Origin of the sequence: Limisphaera ngatamarikiensis (assembly GCF_011044775.1) — a bacterium.
Lineage (GTDB): Bacteria > Verrucomicrobiota > Verrucomicrobiia > Limisphaerales > Limisphaeraceae > Limisphaera > Limisphaera ngatamarikiensis.
This window is the reverse complement of record NZ_JAAKYA010000048.1, coordinates 40877-66815: the sequence shown is the minus strand read 5'-3', so window position 1 is coordinate 66815 and position 25939 is coordinate 40877. Positions and strand designations below refer to the sequence as shown.

General features: G+C 65.0%; 22 protein-coding genes. 15 read left to right on the top strand and 7 right to left on the bottom strand.

Going from position 1 to position 25939, the window contains the following annotated elements; all coding sequences use genetic code 11:
• Positions 1-428: 428 nt before the first annotated feature.
• The gene (locus G4L39_RS15410; protein WP_165107046.1) at positions 429-2231 is read right to left on the bottom strand and encodes a cytochrome b/b6 domain-containing protein; all 1803 of its coding nucleotides are present in this window, start codon (positions 2229-2231) and stop codon (positions 429-431) included.
• A 372-nt stretch (positions 2232-2603) separates the two neighbouring features.
• Here G4L39_RS15410 and G4L39_RS07185 point away from each other — a divergent pair, with 372 nt between their 5' ends.
• The 4 genes from G4L39_RS07185 (at position 2604) to G4L39_RS07170 (ending at position 6588) form a co-directional block, all read left to right on the top strand.
• Complete coding sequence (locus G4L39_RS07185; protein WP_165107044.1) at positions 2604-3395, top strand: TSUP family transporter; 792 nt, start codon at positions 2604-2606, stop codon at positions 3393-3395.
• A 60-nt stretch (positions 3396-3455) separates the two neighbouring features.
• On the top strand, positions 3456-4748 hold the full coding sequence (locus G4L39_RS07180; protein WP_165107042.1) for a cellulase family glycosylhydrolase: 1293 nt from the start codon (positions 3456-3458) through the stop codon (positions 4746-4748).
• 108 nt (positions 4749-4856) lie between these two features.
• Positions 4857-5786: a nucleotide exchange factor GrpE gene (gene grpE / locus G4L39_RS07175; RefSeq protein ID WP_165107040.1), complete on the top strand. Its 930-nt coding sequence runs from the start codon at positions 4857-4859 to the stop codon at positions 5784-5786.
• Complete coding sequence (locus G4L39_RS07170) at positions 5770-6588, top strand: WecB/TagA/CpsF family glycosyltransferase (RefSeq protein ID WP_165107038.1); 819 nt, start codon at positions 5770-5772, stop codon at positions 6586-6588. The genes grpE and G4L39_RS07170 overlap by 17 nt, the downstream gene beginning before the upstream one ends.
• 83 nt (positions 6589-6671) lie before the next feature.
• On the opposite strand, the gene lipA is transcribed toward G4L39_RS07170, so the two are convergent.
• From lipA to gcvH, 3 genes are all read right to left on the bottom strand, one after another.
• Positions 6672-7607, bottom strand: a complete 936-nt coding sequence (gene lipA / locus G4L39_RS07165; protein WP_165107037.1) for a lipoyl synthase — start codon at positions 7605-7607, stop codon at positions 6672-6674.
• Positions 7608-7621: 14 nt separating this feature from the next.
• A complete protein-coding gene (locus G4L39_RS07160; RefSeq protein ID WP_165107035.1) occupies positions 7622-7882 on the bottom strand; it encodes a glutaredoxin domain-containing protein in 261 nt (86 codons plus the stop codon).
• Positions 7883-7945: 63 nt separating this feature from the next.
• Complete coding sequence (gene gcvH, locus G4L39_RS07155; protein WP_165107034.1) at positions 7946-8332, bottom strand: glycine cleavage system protein GcvH; 387 nt, start codon at positions 8330-8332, stop codon at positions 7946-7948.
• Positions 8333-8604: 272 nt separating this feature from the next.
• Between gcvH and G4L39_RS07150 the strand changes: the two genes are divergently transcribed.
• The 10 genes from G4L39_RS07150 (at position 8605) to G4L39_RS07105 (ending at position 17613) form a co-directional block, all read left to right on the top strand.
• Positions 8605-9306 carry a carboxypeptidase regulatory-like domain-containing protein gene (locus G4L39_RS07150; protein WP_165107032.1) on the top strand — a complete coding sequence of 234 codons (702 nt, stop codon included), beginning with the start codon at positions 8605-8607 and terminating at the stop codon, positions 9304-9306.
• Between the two features lie 65 nt (positions 9307-9371).
• Positions 9372-10568 carry a COX15/CtaA family protein gene (locus G4L39_RS07145; protein ID WP_165107031.1) on the top strand — a complete coding sequence of 399 codons (1197 nt, stop codon included), beginning with the start codon at positions 9372-9374 and terminating at the stop codon, positions 10566-10568.
• A gap of 8 nt (positions 10569-10576) precedes the next feature.
• Positions 10577-11500: a heme o synthase gene (gene cyoE / locus G4L39_RS07140; RefSeq protein WP_165107029.1), complete on the top strand. Its 924-nt coding sequence runs from the start codon at positions 10577-10579 to the stop codon at positions 11498-11500.
• Between the two features lie 24 nt (positions 11501-11524).
• The gene (locus G4L39_RS07135) at positions 11525-13354 is read left to right on the top strand and encodes a cytochrome c oxidase subunit I (RefSeq protein WP_165107028.1); all 1830 of its coding nucleotides are present in this window, start codon (positions 11525-11527) and stop codon (positions 13352-13354) included.
• 27 nt (positions 13355-13381) lie between these two features.
• Entirely contained in the window at positions 13382-14158 is a 777-nt protein-coding gene (locus tag G4L39_RS07130) for a cytochrome c oxidase subunit 3 (protein WP_165107026.1), read from the top strand.
• Between the two features lie 4 nt (positions 14159-14162).
• The gene (locus tag G4L39_RS07125; protein ID WP_165107025.1) at positions 14163-14495 is read left to right on the top strand and encodes a hypothetical protein; all 333 of its coding nucleotides are present in this window, start codon (positions 14163-14165) and stop codon (positions 14493-14495) included.
• A gap of 4 nt (positions 14496-14499) precedes the next feature.
• Positions 14500-14709, top strand: a complete 210-nt coding sequence (locus G4L39_RS07120) for a hypothetical protein (protein WP_165107024.1) — start codon at positions 14500-14502, stop codon at positions 14707-14709.
• Positions 14706-14972, top strand: coding sequence for a hypothetical protein (locus G4L39_RS07115; protein ID WP_165107022.1), 267 nt, complete (start codon positions 14706-14708; stop codon positions 14970-14972). The genes G4L39_RS07120 and G4L39_RS07115 overlap by 4 nt, the downstream gene beginning before the upstream one ends.
• The gene (locus G4L39_RS07110) at positions 14969-15721 is read left to right on the top strand and encodes a cytochrome c oxidase subunit II (protein WP_165107021.1); all 753 of its coding nucleotides are present in this window, start codon (positions 14969-14971) and stop codon (positions 15719-15721) included. Before G4L39_RS07115 ends, G4L39_RS07110 begins: the two co-directional genes overlap by 4 nt.
• Positions 15722-16092: 371 nt before the next feature.
• Positions 16093-17613, top strand: a complete 1521-nt coding sequence (locus tag G4L39_RS07105; RefSeq protein WP_165107019.1) for a hypothetical protein — start codon at positions 16093-16095, stop codon at positions 17611-17613.
• A gap of 154 nt (positions 17614-17767) precedes the next feature.
• Here the strand turns inward: G4L39_RS07105 and G4L39_RS07100 are convergent, their stop codons facing one another.
• Genes G4L39_RS07100 through lgt form a run of 3 tightly spaced genes read right to left on the bottom strand, consistent with a single transcriptional unit; the run spans position 17768 to position 20182 of the window.
• Positions 17768-18349, bottom strand: a complete 582-nt coding sequence (locus G4L39_RS07100; protein WP_165107018.1) for a thioredoxin family protein — start codon at positions 18347-18349, stop codon at positions 17768-17770.
• 52 nt (positions 18350-18401) lie between these two features.
• On the bottom strand, positions 18402-19364 hold the full coding sequence (gene miaA / locus G4L39_RS07095; protein ID WP_165107017.1) for a tRNA (adenosine(37)-N6)-dimethylallyltransferase MiaA: 963 nt from the start codon (positions 19362-19364) through the stop codon (positions 18402-18404).
• Positions 19365-19390: 26 nt separating this feature from the next.
• A complete protein-coding gene (gene lgt, locus G4L39_RS07090; RefSeq protein ID WP_165107015.1) occupies positions 19391-20182 on the bottom strand; it encodes a prolipoprotein diacylglyceryl transferase in 792 nt (263 codons plus the stop codon).
• A 363-nt stretch (positions 20183-20545) separates the two neighbouring features.
• Between lgt and G4L39_RS07085 the strand changes: the two genes are divergently transcribed.
• The gene (locus tag G4L39_RS07085; RefSeq protein WP_165107014.1) at positions 20546-25822 is read left to right on the top strand and encodes a beta strand repeat-containing protein; all 5277 of its coding nucleotides are present in this window, start codon (positions 20546-20548) and stop codon (positions 25820-25822) included.
• Positions 25823-25939: the final 117 nt, after the last annotated feature.

Genomic DNA, 25939 nt, shown 5'->3' with positions numbered 1-25939 from the left:
GCGCAGGTAAGGGGCGGGGCGTATCCCCACGGTCCGTAGAAAGATGCGGGCACAGGAGACTGTGCCCCTCCCATAAGGTCCCATGGGAGGGACCGCGTCCCAGGCCGTCAGCTCGATGCGCCCATAACAAACTGCTGATCGGAAGCGATACCGGCCACCCGACTTGTTGCAGGGGCAAGAGGCTGCGGAACACTTTGCCGGACACCAACTGCCGTCATAGAGTTCGTGACATGCTTTGCGCGCTCTCTTTTGGCCGTTCTCCGTGTCCTCTGTGTCTCTGTGGTTCCATCCCTCCGTGCCTCAGGACCGATCGGACCGGTTGCAGGGGGAGGTGCGGTCGGCGGTGGTGGTGAACGGGGCAGCGGCCTGTGCCGGAGAGCCGGGGCAGCGGTGAAAGGGTTTGGCGGTGCGGTCGTTGGTTGTGGTGTTCAAGCGGGGGCTGGCGGGTCGGGACTGGCTGGTGGCTGTGGGGTGGCGTTGGGTTGGCCGGTTGGAACCGGATTCGGATGCGGGTCTGGCGTTGGGGTGGAGGGTGAGCGGAGTGATTCGTCCAGGGGATGTTCTTCTTCCATCCAGTGTCGGCTGACGCGGCCGTCCCAGCAGGCCGGGTTTATGGGGTACACGTCGGGGTCGAAGATGACGTGGTAGAAATGCCAGACGACGATGGCCAGGCAGGCCAGGACGGCTTCGTAGTAGTGGATGGTGAGGGCAACGTCCACGGCCCATCGGGGGATCCACTGGGTGACGGGGATTTTGAACCAGATCATCAGTCCGGTGATGCCCATGATGACGGTGCCCCAGACGACGGCCCAGTATTCCATTTTTTCGACGTAGCCGAAGCGGCCGAACCGGGGCTTTTGCCGGCTCAGGCCGGTCAGGTAGCCAGCGGCTGCGAGGAGGTCGCGCAGGTCCCGGCGGGTGGGCCAGAGGTCCCGGATGAGGCGTCGTCCTTCCGGACGGGTGAGGATGTAGAGGAGGTGATAGGCACCCAGGACCAGCAGCAAGAGGCCGGCGATTCGGTGCGCCCATCGGCGGAGCGGTTCGCTGGAGCCGAGCATCCAGGCAATCCAGGAATCCGGGAATTTGAGTGCGAAGCCGGTGACGGCGAGGACGATGAAGGTGAGGGCCAGGAGACCGTGTTGCCAGCGTTGGGAGCGGTCCATTCGCAGGATGGGGCGGTCCGCGCGGCGGAGGCGGGCTGCGATCTTTTTGAGGAAGAGCAGGATGTTGTGCAGGAACATGCTTCCGATCACGAGTACGATGAGGGTGAGGTAGATGCGGCGGACCCACCAGTTGATGCGTGTGCCGAGGTCTGCGTCGGCGGGCGAGGCGGCCAGGTCAACGTGCACCCTGCTGCGGGCGAAGTTCTCGGTGGCTCCCGGGTGGCATTTCCCACAGGTTTCCACCAGGCGTTGCGGATGGATGGTGGACTCGGGGTGGGTGGAGGGGAGGATCTTGTGCCACCCGTGGCAGCTGGCGCAGTTGGCGGCGACGGTGGAGCCGTATCGGGAGGCGAGGCCGTGGTAGCTGTCGAAGAAGGTTTTCACGCGGTCCGGGGGCAGGTGGTATTTGGTGCTGATTCGCTCGGAGGCGTGGCATCGGCTGCAGACCTTTTCGGCGATACGGCGGGGTTGGCCCGTGCTGAGGGCTTCGATGCGGTGTTCGGAATGGCAGTCGGTGCAGGTGGGGGCGTCGCGCACGCCGCGTGCGGCGGCCTGTCCATGGACGCTGGCGGCGACGTCGGCGGCCTCCCCGGGATGGCATTGGCCGCAGGTGTCAGCCTGACGGGAGAAGTGGAGCGGCGATTGGGCGGAGGTGGGTGGGAGCACGTCATGGGTGCCGTGACAATCCTGGCAGGTGGCAGCATCGGCCCGGCCGGCGGCGAGGGCCTGCCCATGAACGCTGGCTCCGTATGAGCGGGTCTGCTCGGCGTGGCATCGTCCGCAGTCCACCCGTGCGGCGGGTACTTCATCGTCCGGGTGTTTCGGGGTGATGTCGGTGTGGCAGCTGCTGCAGGTGTTGGTTTTATGGACCGAGTTACGGAGCTGGGCCTCATCCACAAACAACGAGATTTCGCGCCCGGCGTCGTTGGTTTTGGTCAAGGTGCGGTCGGAATGGCAAACCAGGCAGTCGCTGTCGGGGATGTTTTGGGCGGTTGCGCGGCAGAACCCCTGTGCCAGGACCAGGCATGCACAGGTCAACAGCATTCCGGGGTGACCTCTCCCTGTCATGCGTCTGAATGTTGCGGCGGTCGTGGGGGTTGGCTCTACCTTCTTTGGCCGGGAATGGGCGTCTTTTGATGGGCCCGGTTGATTTCCACTCTTGCGGTGCCACCCGATGGGGAGGCGGTGTGGGTGTGGGTGAAGCGTGCAGGCAGTGGTGGCGGTGGCTTGAGCAAAGCGGGCGGGCTGGGAGATGGAATCAGCTGCGGGCGATGGGGAGCTGGGCCGGCGTTTCATGCCCCGGGGTTGTCTGGCAGGTCCACCGCGTCGGCCAGGGGCGGAAGTCCAGGTGCCATGGGGCGGGCCGTTGCCGGGGCTGTGGGTGAGAGAGGATCCGGCACTGGCGTCAGGGGCGGTGGACTCATTAACTTTTCAGGCGCAATGGAGCCGTGGGCATGGGCGATGTGCGTGTTGGCGGCGGGTGCTGCCGGCTGGGTGGATGCGATTGCGGGTGGGGGTGGACTTTTGACGGTGCCGGCCCTGCTGGCAGCGGGGTTGCCGCCCCATGAGGCGCTGGGCACGAACAAGCTTCAAGCCGTGCTGGGTTCCGGCACGGCGGCGTGGCAGTACACCCGGGCCGGTTTGGTGGAGCCGGGGGATTGCGTGGTGGGGATGCTGGCTGCGTGGGCTGCGTCGGGCGTGGGCGCGGCAGCGGTGCAGGCCGTGGATGCGGGTTTGTTGCGCCGGCTCATTCCGTTGATGTTGTTGCTGGTGACGTTGTGGGCGGCGTTGCGGCCGCGGTTTGGCGATCGGGCGTGCGGGCAGTGCCGGGTTTCGTGGGGGTTCGATCTGTTGGCCGGGGTGGTGCTGGGTTTTTACGATGGTTTTTTCGGGCCCGGCACGGGCACATTTTGGGCGGCGGTGCTGGTGAGCCGGGGCGGGATGGACCTGCCGGGGGCGACAGCGCGCACCAAGTTGATGAATTTTGCCAGCAACGCGGGTGCGTTGATGGTGTTTGCGGGTGCGGGAGCGATGCATGGCGGGTTGGGTTTGGCGATGGGTGTGGCCCAGGCGTGCGGGGCGCGATTGGGGGCGCGGATGGCTGCGGCGCGTGGGGCACGGTTCATCCGGCCGGTCTTTCTGGCGGTGGTGGTGGCCCTGATTTTGCGAGTGGCGTGGGATGCCTGGGAACCGGTGGCGGCAGCCGGCGGTGCGGTACGTTCCGGTGGCTGACGGGTCCGTGGCGGGACCATCTTCTTGACAGGTGTTGGTTGCGGGCGTTCCGTGGCGGGTATGAAGGCAAGGTTGCTGCGAGGGGTGATTCTGTTGGCCCTGATTGATCCGGCTTTTTCGCAGTTGCCGCCGCTGCGCATCCCTGAAGGCATCGGGGTGAACATTCATTTTGTCACGGGTCACGAGGCTGATCTGGATATGATTGCGGCGGCCGGGTTCCGTTGGGTGCGGATGGACTTTACGTGGGAAGCCATTGAACGGCGGCGGGGCGAGTACGACTGGAGCGGCTATGATGAGTTGACGCGGAATCTGGAGAAGCGGGGACTGCGTGCTTTGTACATCCTGGATTATTCGAACCGGCTGTATGAGGACATGGTCCAGACGACGAATCCGATCACGGGCCGGCCGGAGGAGACCACGGCTTCGCCGCGGAAGCCGGAGAGTGTGGAGGCCTTTGCACGCTGGGCGGGTGCGGCGGCGGCGCGTTATGCCGGTCGCGGCGTGGTGTGGGAGATTTGGAACGAGCCGAACATCTTTTTCTGGCGGCCTCGTCCGAACGTGGAGGAGTACGTGCGTCTGGCCCGGGCGACGGTGGAGTCGGTGCGGCGGGCGGATCCGCGCGCGGTGATCATTGCGCCGGGCATTTCGGGGTTTGACCCCCCGTTCATGGAGCGGTTTTTGGCATCGGGGATTCTGGGGGGTCTGGATGGTGTGAGTGTGCATCCGTATCGCTTTCGGCGCCCGCCGGAGACGGCCGCGGTGGATTACCAACGGTTGCGGGAGCAGGTGGACCGTCATGCGCCGGCGGACCGGGCCGGGCGGGTGCCGATTGTGAGCAGCGAGTGGGGGTGGTCCACGGATGGCAAGGATGTGTCCCTTGAGACCCAGGCGGCGTATTTGGTGCGGCAGCAGTTGTTCCATCTGTTTGTGGGGGTGCCGCTTTCGATCTGGTACGATTGGAAGAATGACGGGCGGGACCCGCAGGAGCGCGAACACAATTTCGGGGTGGTGGACGCGGATTTGAAACCGAAGCCCGCCTATCATGCGATGCGGACGCTGGCGCGGGAGTTGGCGGGCTACTCCGTGGAGCGGCGGCATTCGGTGGGGCGGGAGTCGGACTGGGTCCTGGTGCTGAGGGACGGGCGGGGTCGGGTGAAGCTGGCTGCGTGGACTCTGGAGGAGCCGCACGAGGTGCGGCTGAATGTGGATGGTCCGGTGCCGGCGGACGGGTGGCGGGTGGTCCGTGGAGATGGTCGTGTGGAACGGGTCGCCGGCTCTGGCGACACGCTGGTGTTGGAGTTGCGGGAGTTGCCGCAGTATGTGGAGTTGGGCACGGCCCGGCCACGACCTTGAGGGTCGGGCGGGGCGTGTCGGGAGCCGGGCGAGGGCCCGGCCTGGGTGCCCGGGGTGGCTGCGGTTGGGACCTTGAAACGGTGGGCGTGGCCCGGCAGACTGCGCGGCATGGATTCATCGGAAGTGCCTCGGGTTCGTGTGTGGCCGTTTCTGGTGGGGGATGCCCTGTTATTGGCTGCCGCCGTGTTTTGGATTGTGCAGTCCCGGCCGCCCATGGGGGCGGCGGTGATCTGGGGAAGCACGATTTGTTTGGTGGCGGGGGCGGTGCTGGGGGTGTTGCCGTTTTGGCTGGAGTATCGGGCGGCTTGTCGACGGCTCGAGGCGGCGACGCTGGCCGAGGGGCTGAGTCATGCGCGGCATGCGGAGACGGTTGCCCGGCGGATTGCAGAGGCGACGGACAACTGGCAGGCCATTCATGATCAGACGGCCCGGACGGCGGCGCAGGCGAGGGAGATTGCGGAGCGGATGGCTGCCGAGGTGCGGGAGTTCACGGCTTTTTTGCAGCGGGCGAATGACGCGGAAAAGGCCACGCTGCGGTTGGAGGTGGAGAAGCTGCGTCGGGCCGAGGGGGAGTGGCTGCAGGTGTTGGTGTGGATTTTGGACCACGTGTTTGCGTTGTATACGGCGGGGCTGCGGTCGGGGCAACCGCGGTTGATCGAGCAGTTGACGCAGTTTCAGAACCACTGTCGGGATGCGGCCCGGCGGTTGGGGGTGGTGCCGTTTGAAGTGGCGCCGGGCGAGGCTTTTCAGCCGGATCGGCATCAGACGCCGGATGGGCAGACGCCTCCGGAGGGTGCGGTGGTGCGCGAGACCCTGGCCACGGGGATCATGTTTCAGGGGCGGCTGGTGCGGCCGGCGGTGGTGGCGGTGGAAGCCGGGCCGGGGACCGTCCTCCGTGGGGGGGACAGCGAACCGGCGGGCCAGCCGGGGGTGTCCGCGGCGGAGTCCGGGGAGGCTGCCGCCGTCGCGGCCCGGGAGGCTTCGGAGGCCGGGACAGTGAGCCCGGGAGAGGGACGTGGCGATGAAGGCAGGGTCTGAGCAACCTCGTTACGTGCATGTCCTGGGGGCACCGCTGTTGGTGACGACGTATGCTGATCTGACGAGGCGGTGCGTGGAATGGGCGGGTTGGTCGCGGCCGACCACGGTTGCGTTTTCCAACACGCAGATCGTGACGATGATCCGGCACGATCCGGCTTTTCGGCGTGTGATGGGGACTTTTGATTGTCTGGTGTCTGACAGCACGCCGCTGACGTGGTGCATGAATTGGGCGGGGGCGGGTTTGCGGGATCGGGTTTATGGGCCGGCGTTCATGCGATACTTTTTGGAGCGCGCGCCGGCGGGCAGTACGCATTATCTGGTGGGTGGGAGTGAGGAGTGCGCCGAGCGTTTGCGGCGGAGGTTCACGGCTGCGAATCCGGGTCTGCGGTTTGTGGGTGGCTACCACGGGCGGTGTTTGGAGGACGGGTCGCTGGACCCGGCGGACGAGGCCCGGGTGTTGTCGGAGATCAACCGGCTGGGTCCGGATTTTTTGTGGATTTGCTTTGGTGCGCCGAAGCAACAGCGGTGGGCGGCCCGGTACAAGGAGCGGCTGCGACGCGGGGTGGTGTTGGTGGTGGGGTTTGCGTTTGAGGCGAATGCCGGGTTGAAACCGGACGCACCGGCATGGATGCAGCGGGCGGGGCTGACGTGGTTGTACCGGATGGCGACCGAGCCGCGCCGGTTGGGCCCGCGGTATTTGAAGTACAACACGCTGTTTTTGTGGTATTTGCTGCGGGATGGGATGCGGGGTCGGGCGTGGGGCCCGTGGCCGGTGGCGGGGTCGCATCCGGTCCGGGTTTGAGTGATGCGGGTTTCGGCTTGAGTTCGCGCATCCCCGGTTGCTGAGGGGTGTGGGGCCGGGCGGGGCACTGCAGACGGGGGCGGTCAATGTCGGTCCGGCTCTGTTTCGCGCGGTTCGATTTGGAAATCGTCGGCGTGGTAGGAGCTTCGGACCATGGGGGCACTGGCGACGTGACGGAAGCCCATGGCGCGGGCCTGTTGGCCGTACCAGTCGAATTGTTCGGGGGTAATGAATTCCACCACGGGCAAGTGGGCGGGGGTGGGCCGGAGGTACTGCCCCAGGGTGACGATTTCGCAACCGACCTGGCGGAGGTCTTGGAGGGCGGTGAGGACCTCGTCCGGGGTCTCGCCCAGGCCGAGCATGAGGCCGGACTTGGTCCAGACCCTGTCCCCGCCGATTTGCCGGGCCCATAGGAGGACCTGGAGCGAGCGGTCGTAGGTGGCGCGGTGGCGGACCTGGGGCGTCAAACGGCGGACGGTTTCCAGGTTGTGATTGAAGATCTCGGGCCGGGCGGACAGGACGGTGGCGATGTGTTCGGCCCGGCCGTTGAAGTCCGGGGTGAGGACTTCGATCACAACGCCGGGGTTGAGCTCGCGGACGGCTTCGATGGTGCGACGGAAATGGTCGGCGCCGCCGTCGGGCAGGTCGTCGCGGGCCACGGCGGTGATGACGACGTGGCGCAATCCGAGGTGGCGTGTGGCCTCGGCTACGCGCCGGGGTTCATCGGGGTCCAGTGGAAGTGGCTTGGCGGTGGTGACAGCGCAGAATCGGCAGGCGCGGGTGCAGCGGTCTCCGCCAATCATGAAGGTTGCGGTACCGCGGCTCCAGCATTCCCAGTGGTTGGGGCAGCGGGCGCTTTCACAGACGGTGTGGAGGCGGAGTTCCTGGAGGAGGTTGCGGGTCTGGGCGAAGACGGGGGTGGTGGGCAGGGGTCTGCGCAACCAGGCGGGCAGGCGGGGTGCGGATGCTGTGGTGCCGGTACCGCAGCCTGCTGGTGGTGGATGGATTTTGATGGCCATGGGATCCGATACGCCTACCGGGGCTTCCGGGTGACCTTTTCTTCCCAGAACCTGGCGAGTTCTTCAGGGCCGAAATCGGCCAGGACCGCGCCGTCCACTTCGAGGACTGGCGCGAGGGTTTGGCCGGAGAGCTGGACCATTTCCTGCCAGGCCTGGTGGTTCCGCGTCACGTCGAGTCGTTCGTAGGTGATGCCCCGGGTTTGGAGCCAGGCTTCGGCCCGTTGGCACCAGGGACACCAGGGTTTTACGAACAGTCGCACCCTTTGAGGTTGCACGGCGGGAGAGTAGCCGGGCCGGGCAGGCGGTGCAAATCGGCCACGGGCTGGTCGGCGGCCGGATCAGGTTTCGCCCAGCTGGGCGCGGTATTGCTCGGGGGTGAGGAGCTGGTCCCATTCCTCGGGACGGCCGGTGACCAGCTTGAAGAGCCAGCCCTGGCCGTAGGGGTCGGTGTTGATCCAGCCGGGGTTGTTTACCAGGGCTTGATTGACCTCGGTCACGCGGCCGGTGAGGGGGCTGTAGAAATCGCTGGCGGTTTTGACTGATTCGACCACGCCGCAGGCTTCGCCGGCCTGGACCTCCCGTCCCACGGAAGGCAGTTCCACGAACACGATGTCGGTGAGCTCCTTTTGGGCATGGTCGGTGATTCCCACGGTGGCGATTCCGTTGGCAAGTCGAACCCATTCGTGGGTTTTTGTGTAACGCAAATCCCCAGGCACGTTTGACATGGCGACATTTGGGCACTGGCGAGTTCTGGGGTCAATGGGTTTTCGCGGGCTCAACCCGGGACATGGCGGGCGGGTTGGCGAATTTGGGCTTGATAGGGGGCTGGGTCGCTGCTCAGGGCGGCGCGGCCGCGGGTCTGGATGAGCCGGGACCCGGCGAACCGCTCCCGGATGGTGGGGGTGGGTGAACGGGGTGGGCTTGACCCGGGGCCGGGCGTGCATAGATTTGGGGCGCAAACGGGTTACTGGGCACGATTATTGGGTCAAAGGGTACCATGAAAGCGAACATTGGGCTTTGGATGGCAGCGGTGGTGGCTGTTGCCACCTCCGCAGGGGCTGGGGAAATTCGGGGCAAAATTACGTTGAAAGGATCGCCACCGCCGAATCCGGTGGTCAAGGACCTGTCGGCCGATCCCAACTGCAGCAAGCTGGTCAAGGAAGCCTTCCAAATTCCGATGCACCGCGTGGCGCCGGACGGGGGGCTTGCGGACGTATTCGTGACCCTGGCCGGGATCACCGGGAAGAGCACGGGCGCCAGTGCCAAACCGGCGGTGCTGGATCAGAAGGGTTGCCAGTATGTGCCCTATGTGCTGGCCATACAGACCAAGCAGACCTTGTTGGTGAAGAACTCGGATCCGCTGCTGCACAACGTACATGTCACGCCAACGGCAGCGGGGAACAAGGTGCGAAATTTAGCGCAGCTTCCCGGCGGTCCGGATCTGGAGTTTTCATTTGATGCTCCCGAGAAGTTCGTGCGGTTCAAGTGCGACGTGCATCCGTGGATGTTTGCCTATGTTTGCGTGGAAGATCATCCGTGGTTTGCCCTGAGCGGCGAAGACGGCACGTACGTGATCCGGGATGTTCCTCCGGGCAAGTACACGCTGGAAGCATCGCACCGGAAGCTCGGCACCTTGAAGAAGGAGATTGAGGTGACCGACGGTGTGGTGAACGTGGACTTTGTGTTTGAGGTGAAGTAAGGGGCAAGAGAGGCGGCCGCGCCGGGGTCGGGTCGGGTGTGGATGCGGCGGCCCTTTGTGGGAGCGTGGAAGTGTCGAGTGGTTCAAATCGAGCGCTGCACCGTTTTGCGGTCCTGACGGCCGGTTTCGTGCTGGTGTTGATCGGGGCGGGCGGGTTGGTGACCAGTCACGGGGCCGGCCTTGCAGTTCCCGACTGGCCGAACACGTACGGGTACAACATGTTTTTTTTCCCGGTGTCGGCCTGGATCGGGGGCATTTTTTACGAGCATACGCATCGGTTGCTGGGCGCGTGGGTGGGGCTGCTGACATTGATCCTGGCGGTGTGGATGCACGGGGCGGCGGCGCGTCCGTGGCTGGTGCGGGGCGGCTGGGTGCTGGTGGGGCTCGGGGTTGCGGTTCTTGGGTTGGCGCCGGGGCGGTGGCAGGATGCGGTGGTACTGGCCGGGGCGGGCCTTGCGGCGGTGGTGGCGGGTCGGTTCTGGCCTCAAGGGGCGCCGCAATCCCGGCGGTTGCGGAGATTGTCGCTGCTGGCCGTGGGGTTGGTGGTGTTGCAGGGGATTTTGGGCGGTCTGCGGGTGGTTTGGCTGAAAGATGAGATTGGGATCGTGCACGCGACGCTTGCCCAATTGTTCTTGATTCTGATGGCTGCGTTGGCCCTTTTCACGTCGCCCTGGTGGAAGCGTTTTGAGGAAGGGGGCGGGGTGGCAATGCTCCGACAGCTTCGGCCGTGGTACGTGGCGGCAAGCGTGCTGATTTTGGTGCAACTGATTTTGGGTGCAACCATGCGTCATGAACATGCCGGCCTGGCGGTGCCGGATTTTCCGCTGGCGTACGGGCGGCTGTGGCCGGCCACGGATGCGGAATCTGTTGCCCGGTACAATCGGGAGCGGATTGTTACGCGTGCCTATAATGACATCACCGCCACCCACATTCATGTGCACATGGCGCATCGGGTGATGGCGCTGGTGGTGACCGGGGCGATTGCGGCGGCGTGGTGGCGGACGCGACGTTGTTTGCCGCGGGGTCATATGGTGCGGCGTGTTGCCGGGTTCTGGTTGCTCCTGGTGTGTGTTCAGTTTGGGTTGGGCGCTTGGACGGTTTGGTCGGACAAGGCGGCGGATGTGGCCACGTTGCACGTGGTGACGGGGGCGCTGACGTTTGTGACGGGTGCATTGTTGAGCGTGGCGGCCTTTGGAGCGCGCGTGCAAGGGAGGGAGTCGGCACTGGAGACCGTGGCGGTGGCGCCGGCGACGGTTTCGTGAGGGGTGCAATGCAATCCGGGTATCCAGTCAAGACTGCCGAATCGGCCCTGGCGCGTGCCGTGGGGCGAGAGCGGTCGGGTTGGTGGTATTGTTGGGCGGAGCTGGTGAAGGCCCGGCTGACGTCGTTGGTCCTGTTGACGACGTTGGTGGGGTTTTACCTCGGTCTTTCCGGGCCGGTGGATGGCGTGCGGCTGGTGGCGACTCTGGTGGGGATGGCGTTGCTGGCCGGGGGCGGGGCCGCGTTGAACGAGTGGATGGAACGGGACGCGGACGCTCTGATGCCGCGGACCCGGCACCGGCCGTTGCCGGCCGGGCAGATGCAGCCCGTCACGGCTTTATGGGCGGGGACCGGGATGGTGGTGGCGGGTCTGGGCGTTTTGGGTGTGGGGGCGCACGGGTTGGCAGCGGTTTTGGGGGCCGTGACCCTGGCGGCATACCTGGGTTTGTACACGCCGTTGAAACGGGTGACCTGCTGGAACACCTGGGTGGGCGCAGTTCCCGGGGCGTTACCGCCCGTGGTGGGGTGGGCGGCGGCGGCCGGTTCGGTCCCGGCGGAGGCGTGGTCGTTGTTTGGCATCGTGGCCTGTTGGCAGATGCCGCATTTTTACGGGATTGCCTGGCTGTATCGGGATGAGTACGCGCAGGCCGGGTTTCGGATGTTACCCCAGGTGGATCCGGACGGGCGTCGGACGGGGCGCCAGGCGGTGTTGTGGACGAGCCTGCTGGTGCCCGTGTCCCTGTTGCCGTGGTGGCAGGGTGTGGTGGGTTCGATGTATGCAGGGGTGGCGGCGGTACTGGGTCTGGCCTACCTGGTCACGGCGATTTGTTTTGCCCGGGAGCGATCCCCGGGATCGGCCCGCAGGCTGTTTTTGGCGTCCATTGTGTATCTGCCGTTGTTGCTGGTGTTTTTGACGATCGACAAGGTGCGGTAGAGCAGGGAAGCGAGGAAGGGAGCCATGGTACAGGCGACATCCAAGACCGTGACGGTCCCCGGCGTGGGGGGTGCGGTGCATGACCACGAGCTGGGATTCTGGCGAAAGTACGTTTTTTCCACCGATCACAAGGTGATTGGCATTCAGTACGGGCTGACGGCACTGTGCTTTTTGCTCCTGGGATTCTTTTTGATCCTGGTGATGCGCTGGCAGATTGCGCATCCGGGTGAACCGGTGCCGGTCGTGGGGTGGTTTTTGGAGAAGGTGCTGGGCAGCCCGGCCAGCCGCGGGGTGATGTCGCCGGACTTGTACAACATGTTCGGGGCCATGCACGGGACCATCATGGTGTTTCTGGCGATCGTGCCGCTGGCGGTGGGTGCGTTTGGCAATTACCTGGTGCCGTTGATGATCGGGGCCAATGACATGGCCTTTCCGCGGCTGAACATGCTGAGTTACCAGCTGTATTTCCTGGGCGGGGTGGTGATGCTGGCGAGTTTCCTCATCCCGGGCGGGGCGGCGCAGGCGGGTTGGACCTCGTATTCGCCGTTGGCGACGGTGATTCCCACCGACGGGCAGACGTTCTGGTTGATCGGGATGGTGCTCCTCATCACCTCGTCCCTGTTGGGTTCGGTGAACATCATTACGACGATTGTGCAGTTGCGGGCGCCGGGCCTGACGTGGATGCGGTTGCCGTTTTTTGTGTGGGCGCAGTTGGCGGCGTCGTTCCTGTTGTTGCTGGCCTTCCCGCCGTTGGAGGCCGCGGGGATCATGCAGTTGATGGACAAGGTGGCGGGCACGAGTTTCTTCCTGCCCACGGGCCTGGCCGTGGGTGGTGCGACGGCAAACATCAGCGGTGGCGGGAGCCCGTTGTTGTGGCAGCATCTGTTCTGGTTTCTGGCCCACCCGGAGGTGTACGTGCTGATTCTGCCGGCGATGGGGATCGTGGCGGAGGTGATCGCCAACAACATCCGGAAACCGCTGTGGGGTTATCGCACGATGGTGTACGCGGTGCTGACGCTGAGTTTCCTTTCATTCATTGTCTGGGCGCATCACATGTACCTGACCGGGATGGGGACGAGGATTTCGACCTTCTTTCAGACGACGACCATCATCATTTCGATTCCGTCAGTGATTCTGCTGACGTGTCTGTTGATGTCCTTGTGGGGCGGGAGCATCCGGGTGCATACGCCGATGCTGTTTGCGCTGGCCTTTCTGCCGATGTTTGGCATTGGCGGGCTGACGGGGTTGCCCCTTGGTTTTGCGGCCAGTGACATTCAACTGCATGACACGTATTATGTGATCGGGCACTTTCACTACGTGGTGGCGCCGGGGACGATCTTTGCCCTGTTTGCCGGCATTTATCACTGGTTTCCGAAGCTGACCGGTCGGAAAATGAACGAGTTCTGGGGTCGGGTGCATTTCTGGTGTTCGTTGTTGTTCATGAACGCGGTTTTCCTGCCGATGTTTGCGCAGGGTTTTGCCGGGATGCATCGGCGGCTGTCGGATGGTGGGTTGAGTTATTCGACGCGGATGGGGCCGGGGATTGAGGGAACGCTGAGTGACTTCATTTTGGGGTTGAACAATTATATTTTGTGGGCGGCTGTGGCTCTGGGACTGGCGCAGATTCCGTTCATTATCAACCTGTTTGTGAGCATCTGGCGGGGTGAACCGGTGCGGAGCGACAATCCCTGGCAGGCGACCACGCTGGAGTGGCAGACGCCGACCCCGCCGCCGCATGGCAACTTTGTGGAACCTCCCCGGGTTTATCGGGGGCCCTACGAGTACGGTGTGGCCGCCGGAGATGCTGATTTTCTGCCGCAGAATCGCGCGGCCGGGGCGGCGACGCCGGCCTGAGGATTGGGAAAGGGATCGAAGCGAGCCATGGAAATTGCCTACACGGTCGAGCCGCGACCCGACACGGGCGTCTACAACGCCAAGCTCGGGATGTGGTTGTTTCTGGCTTCGGAGGTGATGTTGTTTGGGGGGTTGTTCAGTGCGTATGTGTTTTTGCGCGTGGGGGCGCCCCCGGACACATGGCCCCGGGGTTGGTTGAGCGTGCCGTTGGGGACGTTGAACACGCTGTTGCTGGCGTCCTCGGCCGTGACCACGTTTCTCGCATGGGCGGCCTGCCGGGCGCGGCGGTTTGATCTGTTCAAGTTGCACATGGGTTTGACGTTGCTGCTCGGCACGGTGTTTCTCGGGATCAAGGCCTACGAATACCACGACAAGTGGACGCATTACGAGGTGCGACTGAAGGACGGGCGGATTGCTGATGGTCACCTGGTGAAGGCTCGTACGACGGAAGCGGCGGTGGTGTTGAAGGGACGTTGGGTGACGGATCGAAGGGAATTGTTGGACGGGCGATCGGCTCACGGGGCGCATGAGGAAATGGTGATTCCGCGGGACCAGATTGAGCGAATGCAGAACTATGCGCCCCGTCACAACACGTTTCTGGCGATTTACTTTACCCTGACGGGGCTGCATGGTTTGCACGTGCTGGGTGGGCTGGTGGTATTTGCGTACTTGTGGGGGCCGGGGAGCCGGTTGTGGCATCTGGATCCGGCGCACTTCACCAACCGGGTGGAGGTGGCCGGACTGTTCTGGCACTTTGTGGATCTGGTTTGGATCTTCCTGTTCCCGCTCCTTTATCTGACGTGAGATCATGAATGAGACGACCCAGACTGGCGAGTTGTACAGGGCGGCGGTAACGCGAGGGCGGACCGTGCTCCTGGTGGTGGCGGCGGTGACGCTGTGCATGGTGGGGGTGGCGTATGCGCCCCTGCCGGATTCGGGTTGGCGGGTGGCCCTGATTTTGGGGGCGGCGGCGGTCAACGCGTTTCTGGTGGCGGGTCATTTGATGCATTTGCTGCAGGAACGGTACGTGGTTTATTTCCTGTTGGCGTTTACGGTGTTGTTTTTTGTGGCGCTGATGGGCTTGTGCATTTGGGCCCATGGGGATGTCCCGCACCCGGGTGCCGGCCCTGCGAAAGGCTGATGTTATGTCGCTGAAGGTTGTGCATGTGGTATTTGTGACGGCGTTGAGTCTGTTGTGTTTTGGCACGGCAGGTACGCTGCTTGCCCGGGCGGCAGGTGAGGGGGGCACCGGATCCGACCTGGCCTGGGGACTGGTTAGTGCGGTGTCCGGGGGCCTGGTGGTGTTTTACGGAGGGTACGTGTTGAAGAAGCTCAAGAGGACGGCGTACCTATGAGGGTGGCGACGCATCGGATCTGGAAGGGGCTGCTTGCGGGAGGTACGGTTGCGGGGTCACCCGGTGTGGCGTGGGCGTGCGCGGTCTGTTATGGCGATCCGGGTGCACCTGCGGCGAAGGGGCTGACGTGGGCCGTGGTAACCCTGGTGCTGGTGGTGGCGTTGGTGTTGAGCGGGGTGGTGGCCTTTTTTGTTCACGCGGTGCGTCAGGAATCCAGGCAGGAACTTGCCGAGAACGGTCGGAGAGCGGAGGAACGGCTATGACGAAGTGGCTGGGATTGCCCGAGGTGGCTTCGGCTCACGGGGTGGCCATTGACCGCTTCATCGGGTATGTCCACTGGTTGATGGCCATTCTGTTTGTGGGCTGGCTTGTGTATTTCGTGTACGTGTTGTGGCGGTTCCACCACCGGCGGAGTCCTCGGCCGGACGTGGTGGGTGCGCGGAGCCATGTTTCAACGTATGCCGAGGTGGCGGTGGCGACGGTGGAGGGGTTGCTGCTGGTGTTTTTGGCAGTGCCGATCTGGGCTTACATGAGCGAGGCATTTCCCCCGGAGGAGGAATCCACGGTGGTGCAGGTGATGGCGCAGCAGTTCAATTGGAACTTTCGCTATGGGGGTGCGGACGGGCGATTGGGCCGGCAGGATCCGCGTTTCGTTAGTGAGACCAATCTGTTTGGCATCGACCCGGAGGATCCGGCCGGCAGGGATGACGTGACGTCGCTGAATGAGATGCGCGTGCCGGTGGGCAAGCCGGTGATCGTTTACGTGAGTTCGAAGGATGTGATCCACTCGTTCAAGATACCGTCCATGCGGTTGACCGTGGATGCCATTCCGGGGATGCGGGTGCCCGCTCATTTCACACCGACGCGGGAGGGGCGGTTCCGGATCATTTGTGCTCAGTTGTGTGGGAACGGGCACGCGGCGATGGCGCAGGGGGTGTTGGTGGTGGAGAGTGAAGAGGCCTTCCAACGGTGGCTGGCATCGCGATCGGGTGGGAGCGTGAGTTACGAGTAGGGCTGGGCTGCCGCCGGGGAACCGGGTCAAAGGAAGGGACACAAGGACGCTGAGGCGGGACAGGGAGCGGCCCAAGTCGCCCGCCTTGCGGGGCGGTGTTGATCGCGGTTTGGGATGATCGTCTGGGGGGCGGCTCCGTCCCCGGCGGTGCGGGAACCCGCGCGGTAAGGGTGAAGGGCGCGCGTTGCGGGTCAACCCTGGGGGCGCTTGAGATGGGTCGCGAGGCACGGGCCTGAGCGGGCGAAGGTTACGGGTGGAGTCGGGTCCGGAGTCTGGATCCGTGGGGACAGGACGGGACGCGGTCCCGGGCGGGCGGTGCTGCGCAGGCTTGTCGGGGGCCGCCGACCGGTTTGGAGCCAGTGAGGCTGACCATGGGACAAAACTCGCAGGGTGGCCGGGTGAAGGCGTGGGTCCGGCGGATGGCCAGGGTATTGGTCCTGGCTTTGTTGCTGCTGGCGGTGTTGTTCGGGGTACGTTGTTGGTACGCATTTCGGGATCGAACTCCGGGGTACCGGCTGGATCTCGAGCTGACGCCGGAGAGGGAGGCGGGGGTGTTCCGGGTGGGGTTTGGCCGGGTACGCATCACGCCCGAGTTGGAAGGGGGCCGGCCGGTTTACCTGGCGGGGTTTGGTGCGAACCGGGTGGCGGCACGGGTGCAGGATGATTTGTGGGCGCTGGCGTGTGTCATGGACGACGGGCGGCGGCGGGTGGGGTTGGTGGCGTTGGACGCGATCGGCTTTTTCCATGACGATGTGGTGCGGGTGCGTCGGCGGCTGCCGGAAGCCTGGGGGCTGGATTATGTGATGATCTGCAGCACACACAATCATTCCACACCGGATTTGATGGGGTTGTGGGGGCCCGTGCCGTGGCGGAGCGGTGTGGATCCGGAGTATCTGGAGCAGGTGCGACGGGCTTGTGTGGACGCGCTGGGGCAGGCGGTGGCGCGTTTGGAACCGGCCGGGCTTGTGTATCATCATGTGCCGTGTGAGCCGCAGGGGTTGCTGGCCGACACGCGTCCGCCGGAGGTGTACGATGCGGATCTGCGGGTTCTTCAGTTTGTGGCGCCGGGGACGGGTCGGACCCTGGGCAGCCTGATCAACTGGGGGAATCATCCCGAGACGCCGTGGTCGGGCAATCGTGATGTGACGGCTGATTTTTGCGGGGTTTTGCGGGATGCGCTGGAGCGGGGTGTGCGGGAGGGGGATCAGGAGCGGTTACCGGCGGTGGGTGGGGTGCATGTGTTTGTGAACGGGGCGGTGGGGGGTCTGATGACGACGTCGCCCGGGGTGACTGTGCGGGATCCGTGGTCGGATCGCGCGTGGAGGGAACCCTCGCATGAGAAGGCACGCGCGCTGGGGTATCAGTTGGCAGCGCGGCTGGCGCCGGTGTTGTTGTCGGCGCGTGAACCGGAGGAACGCGGGGTTGTGCTGGGGGTTTGGGCGCAGACTGTGGAGGTGCGGGTGACCAACTGGCGTTACTGGCTGGCGGGCGTGTTGGGGGTGCTGGACCGGGGGTATGTCCGGTGGCCGTATGTACGGAGCGAGGTGGCCTTGATTCGCGTGGGCGAGGCGACGTTGGCGTGTGTGCCGGGCGAATTGTATCCCGAGATTGCGAATGGCGGCGTGGAGAGCCCGAAGGGGGCTGATTTTCCGGTGGCTCCGGTGGAGGCTCCGCCCTTGCGGAGTTTGATGCCGGGGCGGCTCAAGTTGGTTGTGGGCCTTGCGAATGACGAGCTGGGGTATTTGATTCCCAAGAGCCAGTGGGACGAGCGCCCGCCGTTTGCTTATGATCGGGACCGGCCGCCTTATGGCGAGATCAACTCTTGTGGTCCGGACGCTGCCGGGGTGGTTTATGAGGTGCTGGCACGGATGTGCCGTGCTGCGTCGTGGTAGAGTCGGGTTCTGTCCATGACCCGGCCGCCCGGACGGGGGTCCGGTGGTTGCGCTTGGTGTCGGCACCGGACCGCGGCGTGGGGCCGGGTCAGGTCACCGGGGCTATCCGGCTCTGGTGGGTTGGGGGTGGGCATTGGGCGACGGCCCGGGGAGGTTATTTGAAGTAATCGGGCTCGTTCCCGGGCTTCCACTTGATGTTGCAGCCGATGCTGGGTTTCTGGTTGGCGGGGACGGGACGGCCGGCCAGCACGGCGTCCAGGGCGGCTCGCAGGTCCCGGCCGGTGACCGGGATACCATTGCCGGGGCGGCTGTCGTCGTATTGACCGCGGTAGACCAGTTTGCGCTCGCGATCGAACAGGAAGAAGTCAGGCGTACAGGCTGCGCGGTAGGCTTTGGCGACCTCCTGGGAGGCGTCGAAGAGGTAGGGGAAGGTGTAGCCGGCTGACCGGACTTCTTCCTTCATGCGTTCCGGGCTGTCTTCCGGGTAGCGTTCCACGTCGTTGGCGTTGATCCCGACGATGGCCACGCCCTTGGACTGGTATTCGCGGCACAGGGTGGCCAGGTGGGAGCGGATGTGCTTTACGTAGGGGCAATGGTTGCAGATGAACATGACCAGGTAGGCCGGCGCGCCATTGAAATCGGCAAGTGAAACCAGCCGGCCTTCCGTGTCCGGCAGGCGGAAATCGGGGGCCGGCGTGCCCAACGGTAACAGCATGGTGGAAGGTGTCAGTGCCATGCGCTGAATATGACGGGCGGAGGGGTTGCTGTCCAGTGGGTGCGGGCGGAGTTCAGGTTGAGCGGGGTCTGGGAATGTCGCCGGCGGCCCGCCAGCGTTCCAGAATGGTCTGGGCGACGGATAGGGCTGGTGTTTCCGGGTAGATCTCGATCCAGTCCAGGGGCATTTGGTGTCGGAGCCATGTCATTTGGCGGCGTGCGAATTGCCGGGTTCGGAGTTTGACCTCGGCAATGGTTTCGTTCAGGGACCGGCGGCCTTTGAGGTGGTCCAGCACCTGTCGGTAGCCCAGGGCTTGGAGGGCGGTGGCGGTTTCCGGCACGCCCCGCTCCAGGAGGGCGCGGGTTTCCTCCACGAGGCCGGCGCGGAACATGTGGTCCACTCGGAGTTCGATGCGGCGCCGGAGGTCGTCGGGATGCCTGCGGAGGGCGAACATTCGGCCCCGCCATGCTGTGGGCCAGGCTTGTGGGTGCCAGGGAGCTTGTTGGGCGGAGAAAGGTCGGCCGGTCAGGCGGATGACCTCCACGGCACGGATGACGCGGCGTGGGTTGCGTCGGTCGATGCGTTCGTAGGTTACGGGGTCTTTTTCGGCGAGTTCACGGAGCAGTTCCGGCAGGGGGGTGGCCTCGAGTTGTGCGCGCAGGGCGGGATCCGGTGCCGGCGTCCTTCCCAGGCCGAGGGCGAGGGCTTTGAAATATAGTCCGGTGCCGCCGCACAGGATAGCCGGCCGGTTGCGGGCGGCGATTTCCGCCAGGGCCGACCGGGCCAACTGCACGAATCGGGCGGCATCGAACGGCTCGGTGGGTTCGACGACGTCGATCAGGTGGTGTGGGATCCGGGCGCGGTCCGCGGGAGGCGGCTTGGCCGTGCCGATATCCATGCCGCGATAAACCTGCATCGAGTCCACCGAGACGATTTCGCCGTCGATTTGCTCGGCCAACAGCAAAGCCAGTTCGCTTTTGCCCGAGGCGGTCGGGCCGGCCAGCACGAGCACCGGGACGGTGGGCGATTCTTCCATGAGTCGGCTGGAGACCGTGGACGCGATCAGTTTGTGCGGTTTGGGCCTGGCGGCGCGGCTGTGCGGGCGCGGGTGTAGAGCACGGTGAAGCCGGCCAGGAACACCAGGAGACTGGTCCAATGGCCGGGGGTGAGTCCGAGTCGGATGTGCTCGGGTGGATAATCGCCGCGGAAACACTCGACGACGGACCGGGTCAGTGCGTAGCCGATGAGGTAGGCGCCGAAGACCTGGCCGTCGAAGCGCCGGCGTCGGAACAGCCAGGCCAGTGCGCCGTAGAGCCCGAAGGACAGCAACGAATCATAGACCTGGGAAGGGTGGACCGGGAACGTGGGCGGACCCAGCGGGTTGTCGGGCGGGTAACGGACCGCCCATCGGAGGTCACAGACCCGGCCGTAGCAACAACCGTTCAGGAGGCACCCCCAACGCCCCACGGCGTAGCCGAGGGCGATGCCGGGGGCCAACACGTCGGCGGTCCGCCACACGGGAAGTTTGCGGCGGTGGAGGAACACCAGGCCGGCCAGGACGGCTCCGGCAAGGCCGCCGTAGAACACCAGGCCGCCGTGATGGACCATCAAGACCTCCCACCATGGCGCCCGGGCGAACTGTTCCCGCCAGTAGGTGAGCACGTAGAGGAGTCGGGCACCCAGCACGGCGCCCACGATCAGCCAGGGGCCCATGTCGGCGACGGCTTCGCCGGACAGGCCGGCTGCGGGTGCACGGCGGGCCGCGTTCCAGAGTCCCAACAGGAATCCCAACGCGACCAGCACGCCGTACCAGTGCACGGTCAAGGGTCCGAGCTGAAAGGCCACCGGATGCATTGCCGGTCTGTAGGGTACGCGGGTCTTGGTGGCAGGGAAGGAAATTTCCCCTGGCTGGCTGAGGTCTTTCGGAGGTTTGGCCCGCGAATTTAACCGCCTACAGGCGGGGGAGGCTTCGGGTAGTTTCCGGTGGGCGTGCTTGGGCGGCTTCGGCGCGTTCCAGGCGGCGTATCCCCAGAATTGGCCATGTGCAGGGAGGAGGGCTCGGGGTAGAGTAGGACGCGGTATGAACCCGGGTTTTGTTCGGATCCGATCTGTCGGCGTGGGGCGGGTACACCGCCGGGCGGGTGTGCCTCCTGTCTCCGGGCCGGGATCCGAACCCTTGCCAACCCTGCCAACGGAGGTATGAAACCAGTGAAAGCCATGAAGCCAGCCAATCGGTTGATCTGTTTGGTCTCTCGGTCGGCTCTGCACATCTGCAAGGTCGTCACGGGCGTTGCTGTCGGGGCCCTGGCGTTTTGTGCGTGGGGCCAGAGTGGTACGTGGTACAGCACCCTGCCCGGATTCTGGAGCGATCCCAACAACTGGGTGAACGGCATTGTGGCGTACGGGCCGGATCAGACGGCGCTGTTCCAGGCGGATCCGGCCAGTGGGAGCACCGTGGGTGTTACGGTGGACCCGCGCAACGGCGTGGACCCGGTGGTGATCGGGCACATCACCTTTGAGGATCCGGACCCGTCGACCGTGGACAACTGGTCCCTGGACAACGGCGGTGCTCCCCTGGTGCTGAGCAACAACACCGCGCCGGTGGCCATTGTGCGGGTGAACCTTGCCCAGGGCGGGATGACGAATCTTCTGACCGGCTGGGGGCTGGCCACCATCACGGCCAACCTGGTCACGACCAACACGTTCGTCAAAGCCGGTCCGGGCACGCTGGTGCTGAATCCGGATCCGAACGGCCCGCTGATGGGGATGAACCAGTTCAGCGGGGGCACGATCATCAGCAATGGCATGTTGCAGTTGGGGCCGACGGCCCGGGACGATTCGCGCAATCCTGTCAACAGCACGGCGCTGGGCGGTGCGGCCGGCGGTCCGGTGATTTTCCGGGGCGGGATTCTGCGCAGCTACCTGGCGGCCATTCCCGGCAGCAACCCCAGCACGACGCCCACGGTTAGTGGTTTGCCCAATGACCTGGTGATTGAACCCGGGCAGACCGGCACGCTGTACCTTTCGCCCCGTGCGTTTCCTGCGTTCAGCGGTAGCGTGTACGGTGGCGGCACAATGAATCTTTTCGTGGACTTTGTGCGGGATAATCTGGGCGGCAACTGGAGCGGGTTCACCGGCCGTGTGGTGGTGGCAGCGTCGCCGCGGGGCAACGGTGATCTGCGGTTTACGGATGAGTTTGTGAACAACGGTGGTTGGGCCAATGCGCGCGTTTACATCACCACGAACGGGGTCAACACCAGCACCGTGAACGTTTACAACAACGGCACGGCCGGCAACCAGGTGGCGATTGGTGAACTGGCGGCGGACGTGCCGGGGATTGCCACCCTGTTTGCGAACAACACCACGGCAGGCGCGGGCAACTCGCTACCTTTTGTCTTGCGTGTGGGTGGGTTGAACACCGACGCCACGTTCAGCGGCAATTTTGCCGCGCCGGGGGTGGCCAACGGTGTGGGCATCATCAAGGAGGGCACCGGTACATGGATTCTGAACGGTCCCACGATTGAGTACAACGGCATCACGGTGGTGAGCAACGGCGTGTTGCAGTTTGGGAGTGGTACCAGTGGCAAACCGGGTCGCACGCCGGTGATTACCAATTATGCCACCCTGGCTTTTGGCCGGAGTGATGACCTGGTGGTGACGAACCTGATTGACGGGCCGGGCAACGTGGAGCAGCGCGGTACCGGCACGTTGTTCCTTGCTCCTGCCGGCGGCGCCAACCCTTATACGGGTCGCACGATTGTGCGCGCCGGATTTCTCAGCGTGAGCAACGAGGCGGCGCTCGGTCCTGCGCCGGGCAGTTACCGTGCCGATGCCATCACCCTGGCCGGTGGTGGTTTGAGGGCGGTGCAGGACCAGACCCTTGGCGAGCCGACTCGCGGCATCCAGGTGGATCCTGCAGGGGGTTCTCTGGCCGCCGACGCCGGCACGACGCTCACCGTGGGCAACGTGATTTCAGGTACCGGCCCGTTGCGGATTGTGGGGCCGGGCAATGTGCGTTTGACCGGTGCCAACACCTGGACCGGGCGGACCATCCTCCAGGGCGGAACCCTGTTGTTGGAGAGCGAATCGGTTCTGGGCAATGCCCCGGCGACGTTTGCGCCGGATCAATTGACCCTGGACGGTGGCAGGTTACAGTCCACGACTTCCTTTGCCATTGACGATGCCAACCGGGGTGTGACGGTGGCGGCCGGTGGCGGCGTGATTGCGCCGGATGCGGGCACCACACTCACCCTTGCCACACCGATCACGGGTCCGGGCAACCTCGTCAAGAACGGTGCGGGCACGTTGCGACTGGCTGCGGTGGACAATCGGACCGGAGCGACCACGGTCGAATCCGGCACCCTGGCCATTGCCGCTGGCGGGAACCTGGTGACCTCCACTCCGATCACGGTGGCTGGCGGTGCGGTGTTGGACGTGAGTGCAGCGGGTTACACCCTCAACAACGGCCAGACCCTCACCGGGTCGGGTGAGATTCGCGGTCACCTGACCGCCGGCAACGGCAGCACCATCAGCCCCGGTGAAAGCGTGGGTACGCTGACGGTGAACGGGGACCTGGACCTCACCGGTGGTGCGACCTTGCGACTGGATGTGGCGGCGGCGTCCCGCGATCAGCTGGTGGTGTCCGGCAACCTGGGTTTGTCCGGGGTCAACACGGTGAGCGTGAATCTGTTGGAGGCGCTTCCTCCGGGTTCGTACCGCCTGATCACCTATGGTGGCACTTTGAGTGGCGGCGTGGGGAATCTTACGCTGGCCGGTTACCCGCCTTCCCGCCTGGTGCCCTCGTTGACGCACGACGCCGCTGCGAAGGCGATTGACCTTACCATCACGGGGCAGGCGGCCCAGTTGATCTGGAGGGGTGGCCTGGCAGGGAACGCTTGGGACGTCAACACCACGGCCAACTGGCTCCACAATGGCGCCCCGGATGTGTTCCTGAACGGTGACACGGTCCAGTTTGACGCCACCGGTGCGGACAACTCGCAGGTGAACCTCGTGGGGAGCCTTTCACCCGGCCAGGCCATCGTGGATGCGGCGGCCAATTACACCTTCCAGGGCACGGGCAAGATCACCGGGCTGGCCTCGCTCATCAAGCGCGGCAGTGGGACGCTGACCGTGCTCACGGACAATGACTACACGGGTCCGACCCGCATCGAGGCCGGTACGGTGCAGGTGGGCAACGGGACGACGGGCGGCTCTCTGGGCAGCGGCCCCGTCACTAATGCGGCTTCGCTGGTGTACAACCTGCCGGGCGAGCGAACGGTGGCCTCGGCCATTCACGGCTCCGGTCAATTGAGCCTGCAAGCCGGGGCCCTGGTGTTGACGGGTGACAACACCTATTCGGGCGGCACCACGGTGGCTGCGGGTGCCCGGTTGCAAGTGGGCGACGGTGGTACAACCGGTTCGCTGGGCTCCGGCCCCGCCAATGTTCAGGGTGAGTTGGTGTTCCATCGGGATGGTGTACTCACCAATCCAGCTCCTATCACTGGCTCGGGCAGTGTGACCGTGCGCGGCCCGGGCCGGGTGGCGTTGGCGGCCAACAACAGTTGGTCCGGCACCACCACGGTGGACGGTGGGACGTTGCAGGTGGGCATCGGGAGCACCAACGGCACGCTGGGCACGGCCGGTCAGGTCACGCTGAGCAACGGGGGCGTGCTGGCCTTTCACCGGAGTGACAACGTGACCAATGCGGTGGCCGTGGTGGGGGATGGTACCCTGGCCCAGTTGGGCCCGGGCAAATTGGTGGTGACGTCGGATGCGAACCAATACGGCCGCACGCTTGTCTCGGGCGGGGTATTGGAGCTGGGCGACGGCGTCAATCCCGCCGGCCAGCTCGGCACGGGTCCGATCACCCTGCAGGCGCCCGGCCTCCTGGTGCTGAACCGTGCGCCCTACACGTTGACCAATCTTGTGGAGGGCACGGGCGGTCTGGTGATCCTGGGCAGCAGCAACCGGATCAGCACCGTGGGTGGGCCGAACACCTACAGCGGTGGCACGCTGTTGAGCAACACTTACGTGACCCTGGTGCCGCCGGCCACCAGCCCTGCCATTGACGGCTACGTCAGTGTCAACAGCAGGGCGTTTGGCACGGGGACCCTTCGGGTTGCCGGCAGTAACGTGGTGGAACTGGCCGGGGCCACGGTGAACGATCTGTCGGGCGCCATAGCTGTGGGCGAATTCAGTGTGCCGGTGAACGTGCCGGCTGGCAGCCGGGTGCGATTCGAGTTGCCGGGTCGGTTCACCTGGTCCTCCACCGTGACGGGTGAGGGCGTTGTGGAGCTGGGCGTGAATTACGTCCGCGGCGACATTGGCGGCGACTGGACCGGGTTCGAGGGCGTGTTGAACGTGGTGACCAACTCGGTGAACGGTGCCCCTTCGGGCTGGGACTTCCGCGTGGCCACGGCCAGCGGGTTCCCGCGGGCCCGGGTGCATCTGGTTGACAATGTGACCATGTATTCCCGTGCGGCGTCCGGCTCGGCCATTCCGTTTGGCGAGTTGAGCGGGGACCCGCTTTCCACCATCCGCGCGGCTTCGGCCGGCGGTGGCTCGCCGGGTCAGACGGTGACCTTGGTGGTGGGCGGCTTGAACACCGACGCCACTTTTGCCGGGACCCTGTACGACAACGTGAGCATTGTGAAGGTGGGTACCGGCCGATGGACGTTGACGGCCTTCCACAACCACACCGGCAACACCACGGTGAGCAACGGTGTGCTGGCGCTGGCCATGTCGCCCGAGGGGAGCAACGGGGACATCGGGTCGTCGCCCGTGATTACGGTGGCGGCGCCCGGGGTGTTGGATGTCACGGGCCGGTCCGATGGTTTGCTGGACGTGGGCGCCATGGCCCTGCAGACGTTGCGCGGAAACGGCACCGTGCGCGGCAACGTGCAGATCAACTTCTCGGGCACGTTGGCGCCCGGGTTCCCTGAAGGACACGGGGCGCTGACCGTGCAGGGCACGTTGACGCTGTACGGCAACACCACCCTCCGAATCAGCCGGACCCTTGGCCCGCAGAGCGACCGGGTGATCTGCACCAACATCGTGGTCCAACCCGGCGCCACGCTTACGGTCACCCAGTTGGACACCAACAACCTCGTTACCGGGGACGTGTTCCAGCTCTTTTCCGGACCCGTGGCGGCGGAGAACTTCGGGCTGATTGACCTGCCCCAGATGAACGCGGACGGCACGGTCCAGTACGTGTGGACCAACATGCTGGCCGTGGATGGCACCATCCGGTTGCTGCAGGGTGGTCAACCCAGCGTGAACACCACGCCCACCAACATCATGGCGGTCGTGAGTGACGGGCGGCTGGAGCTGTCCTGGCCGGCTGATCGCATCGGCTGGCGGTTGTTGAGCAACTCCGTCAGCATCACGGCGTCGGATCAGTGGTATCCCGTGGCCGGGTCCGAAGCCACCAATCGGGTGATCATCACGCCGAATCCGGCCCGGACCAACGTGTTCTACCGCCTGGTTTATCCGTAACCCACCTGCAGGCGTGAGCAGCACGCGGGGGACGCCACCCGACGGGCGTCCCCCGCTTTCCTTTTCGGGACGCAACCCTGCCCGTGGCGATGCGCCGGGGCCTCGGGGTGTGCGAGG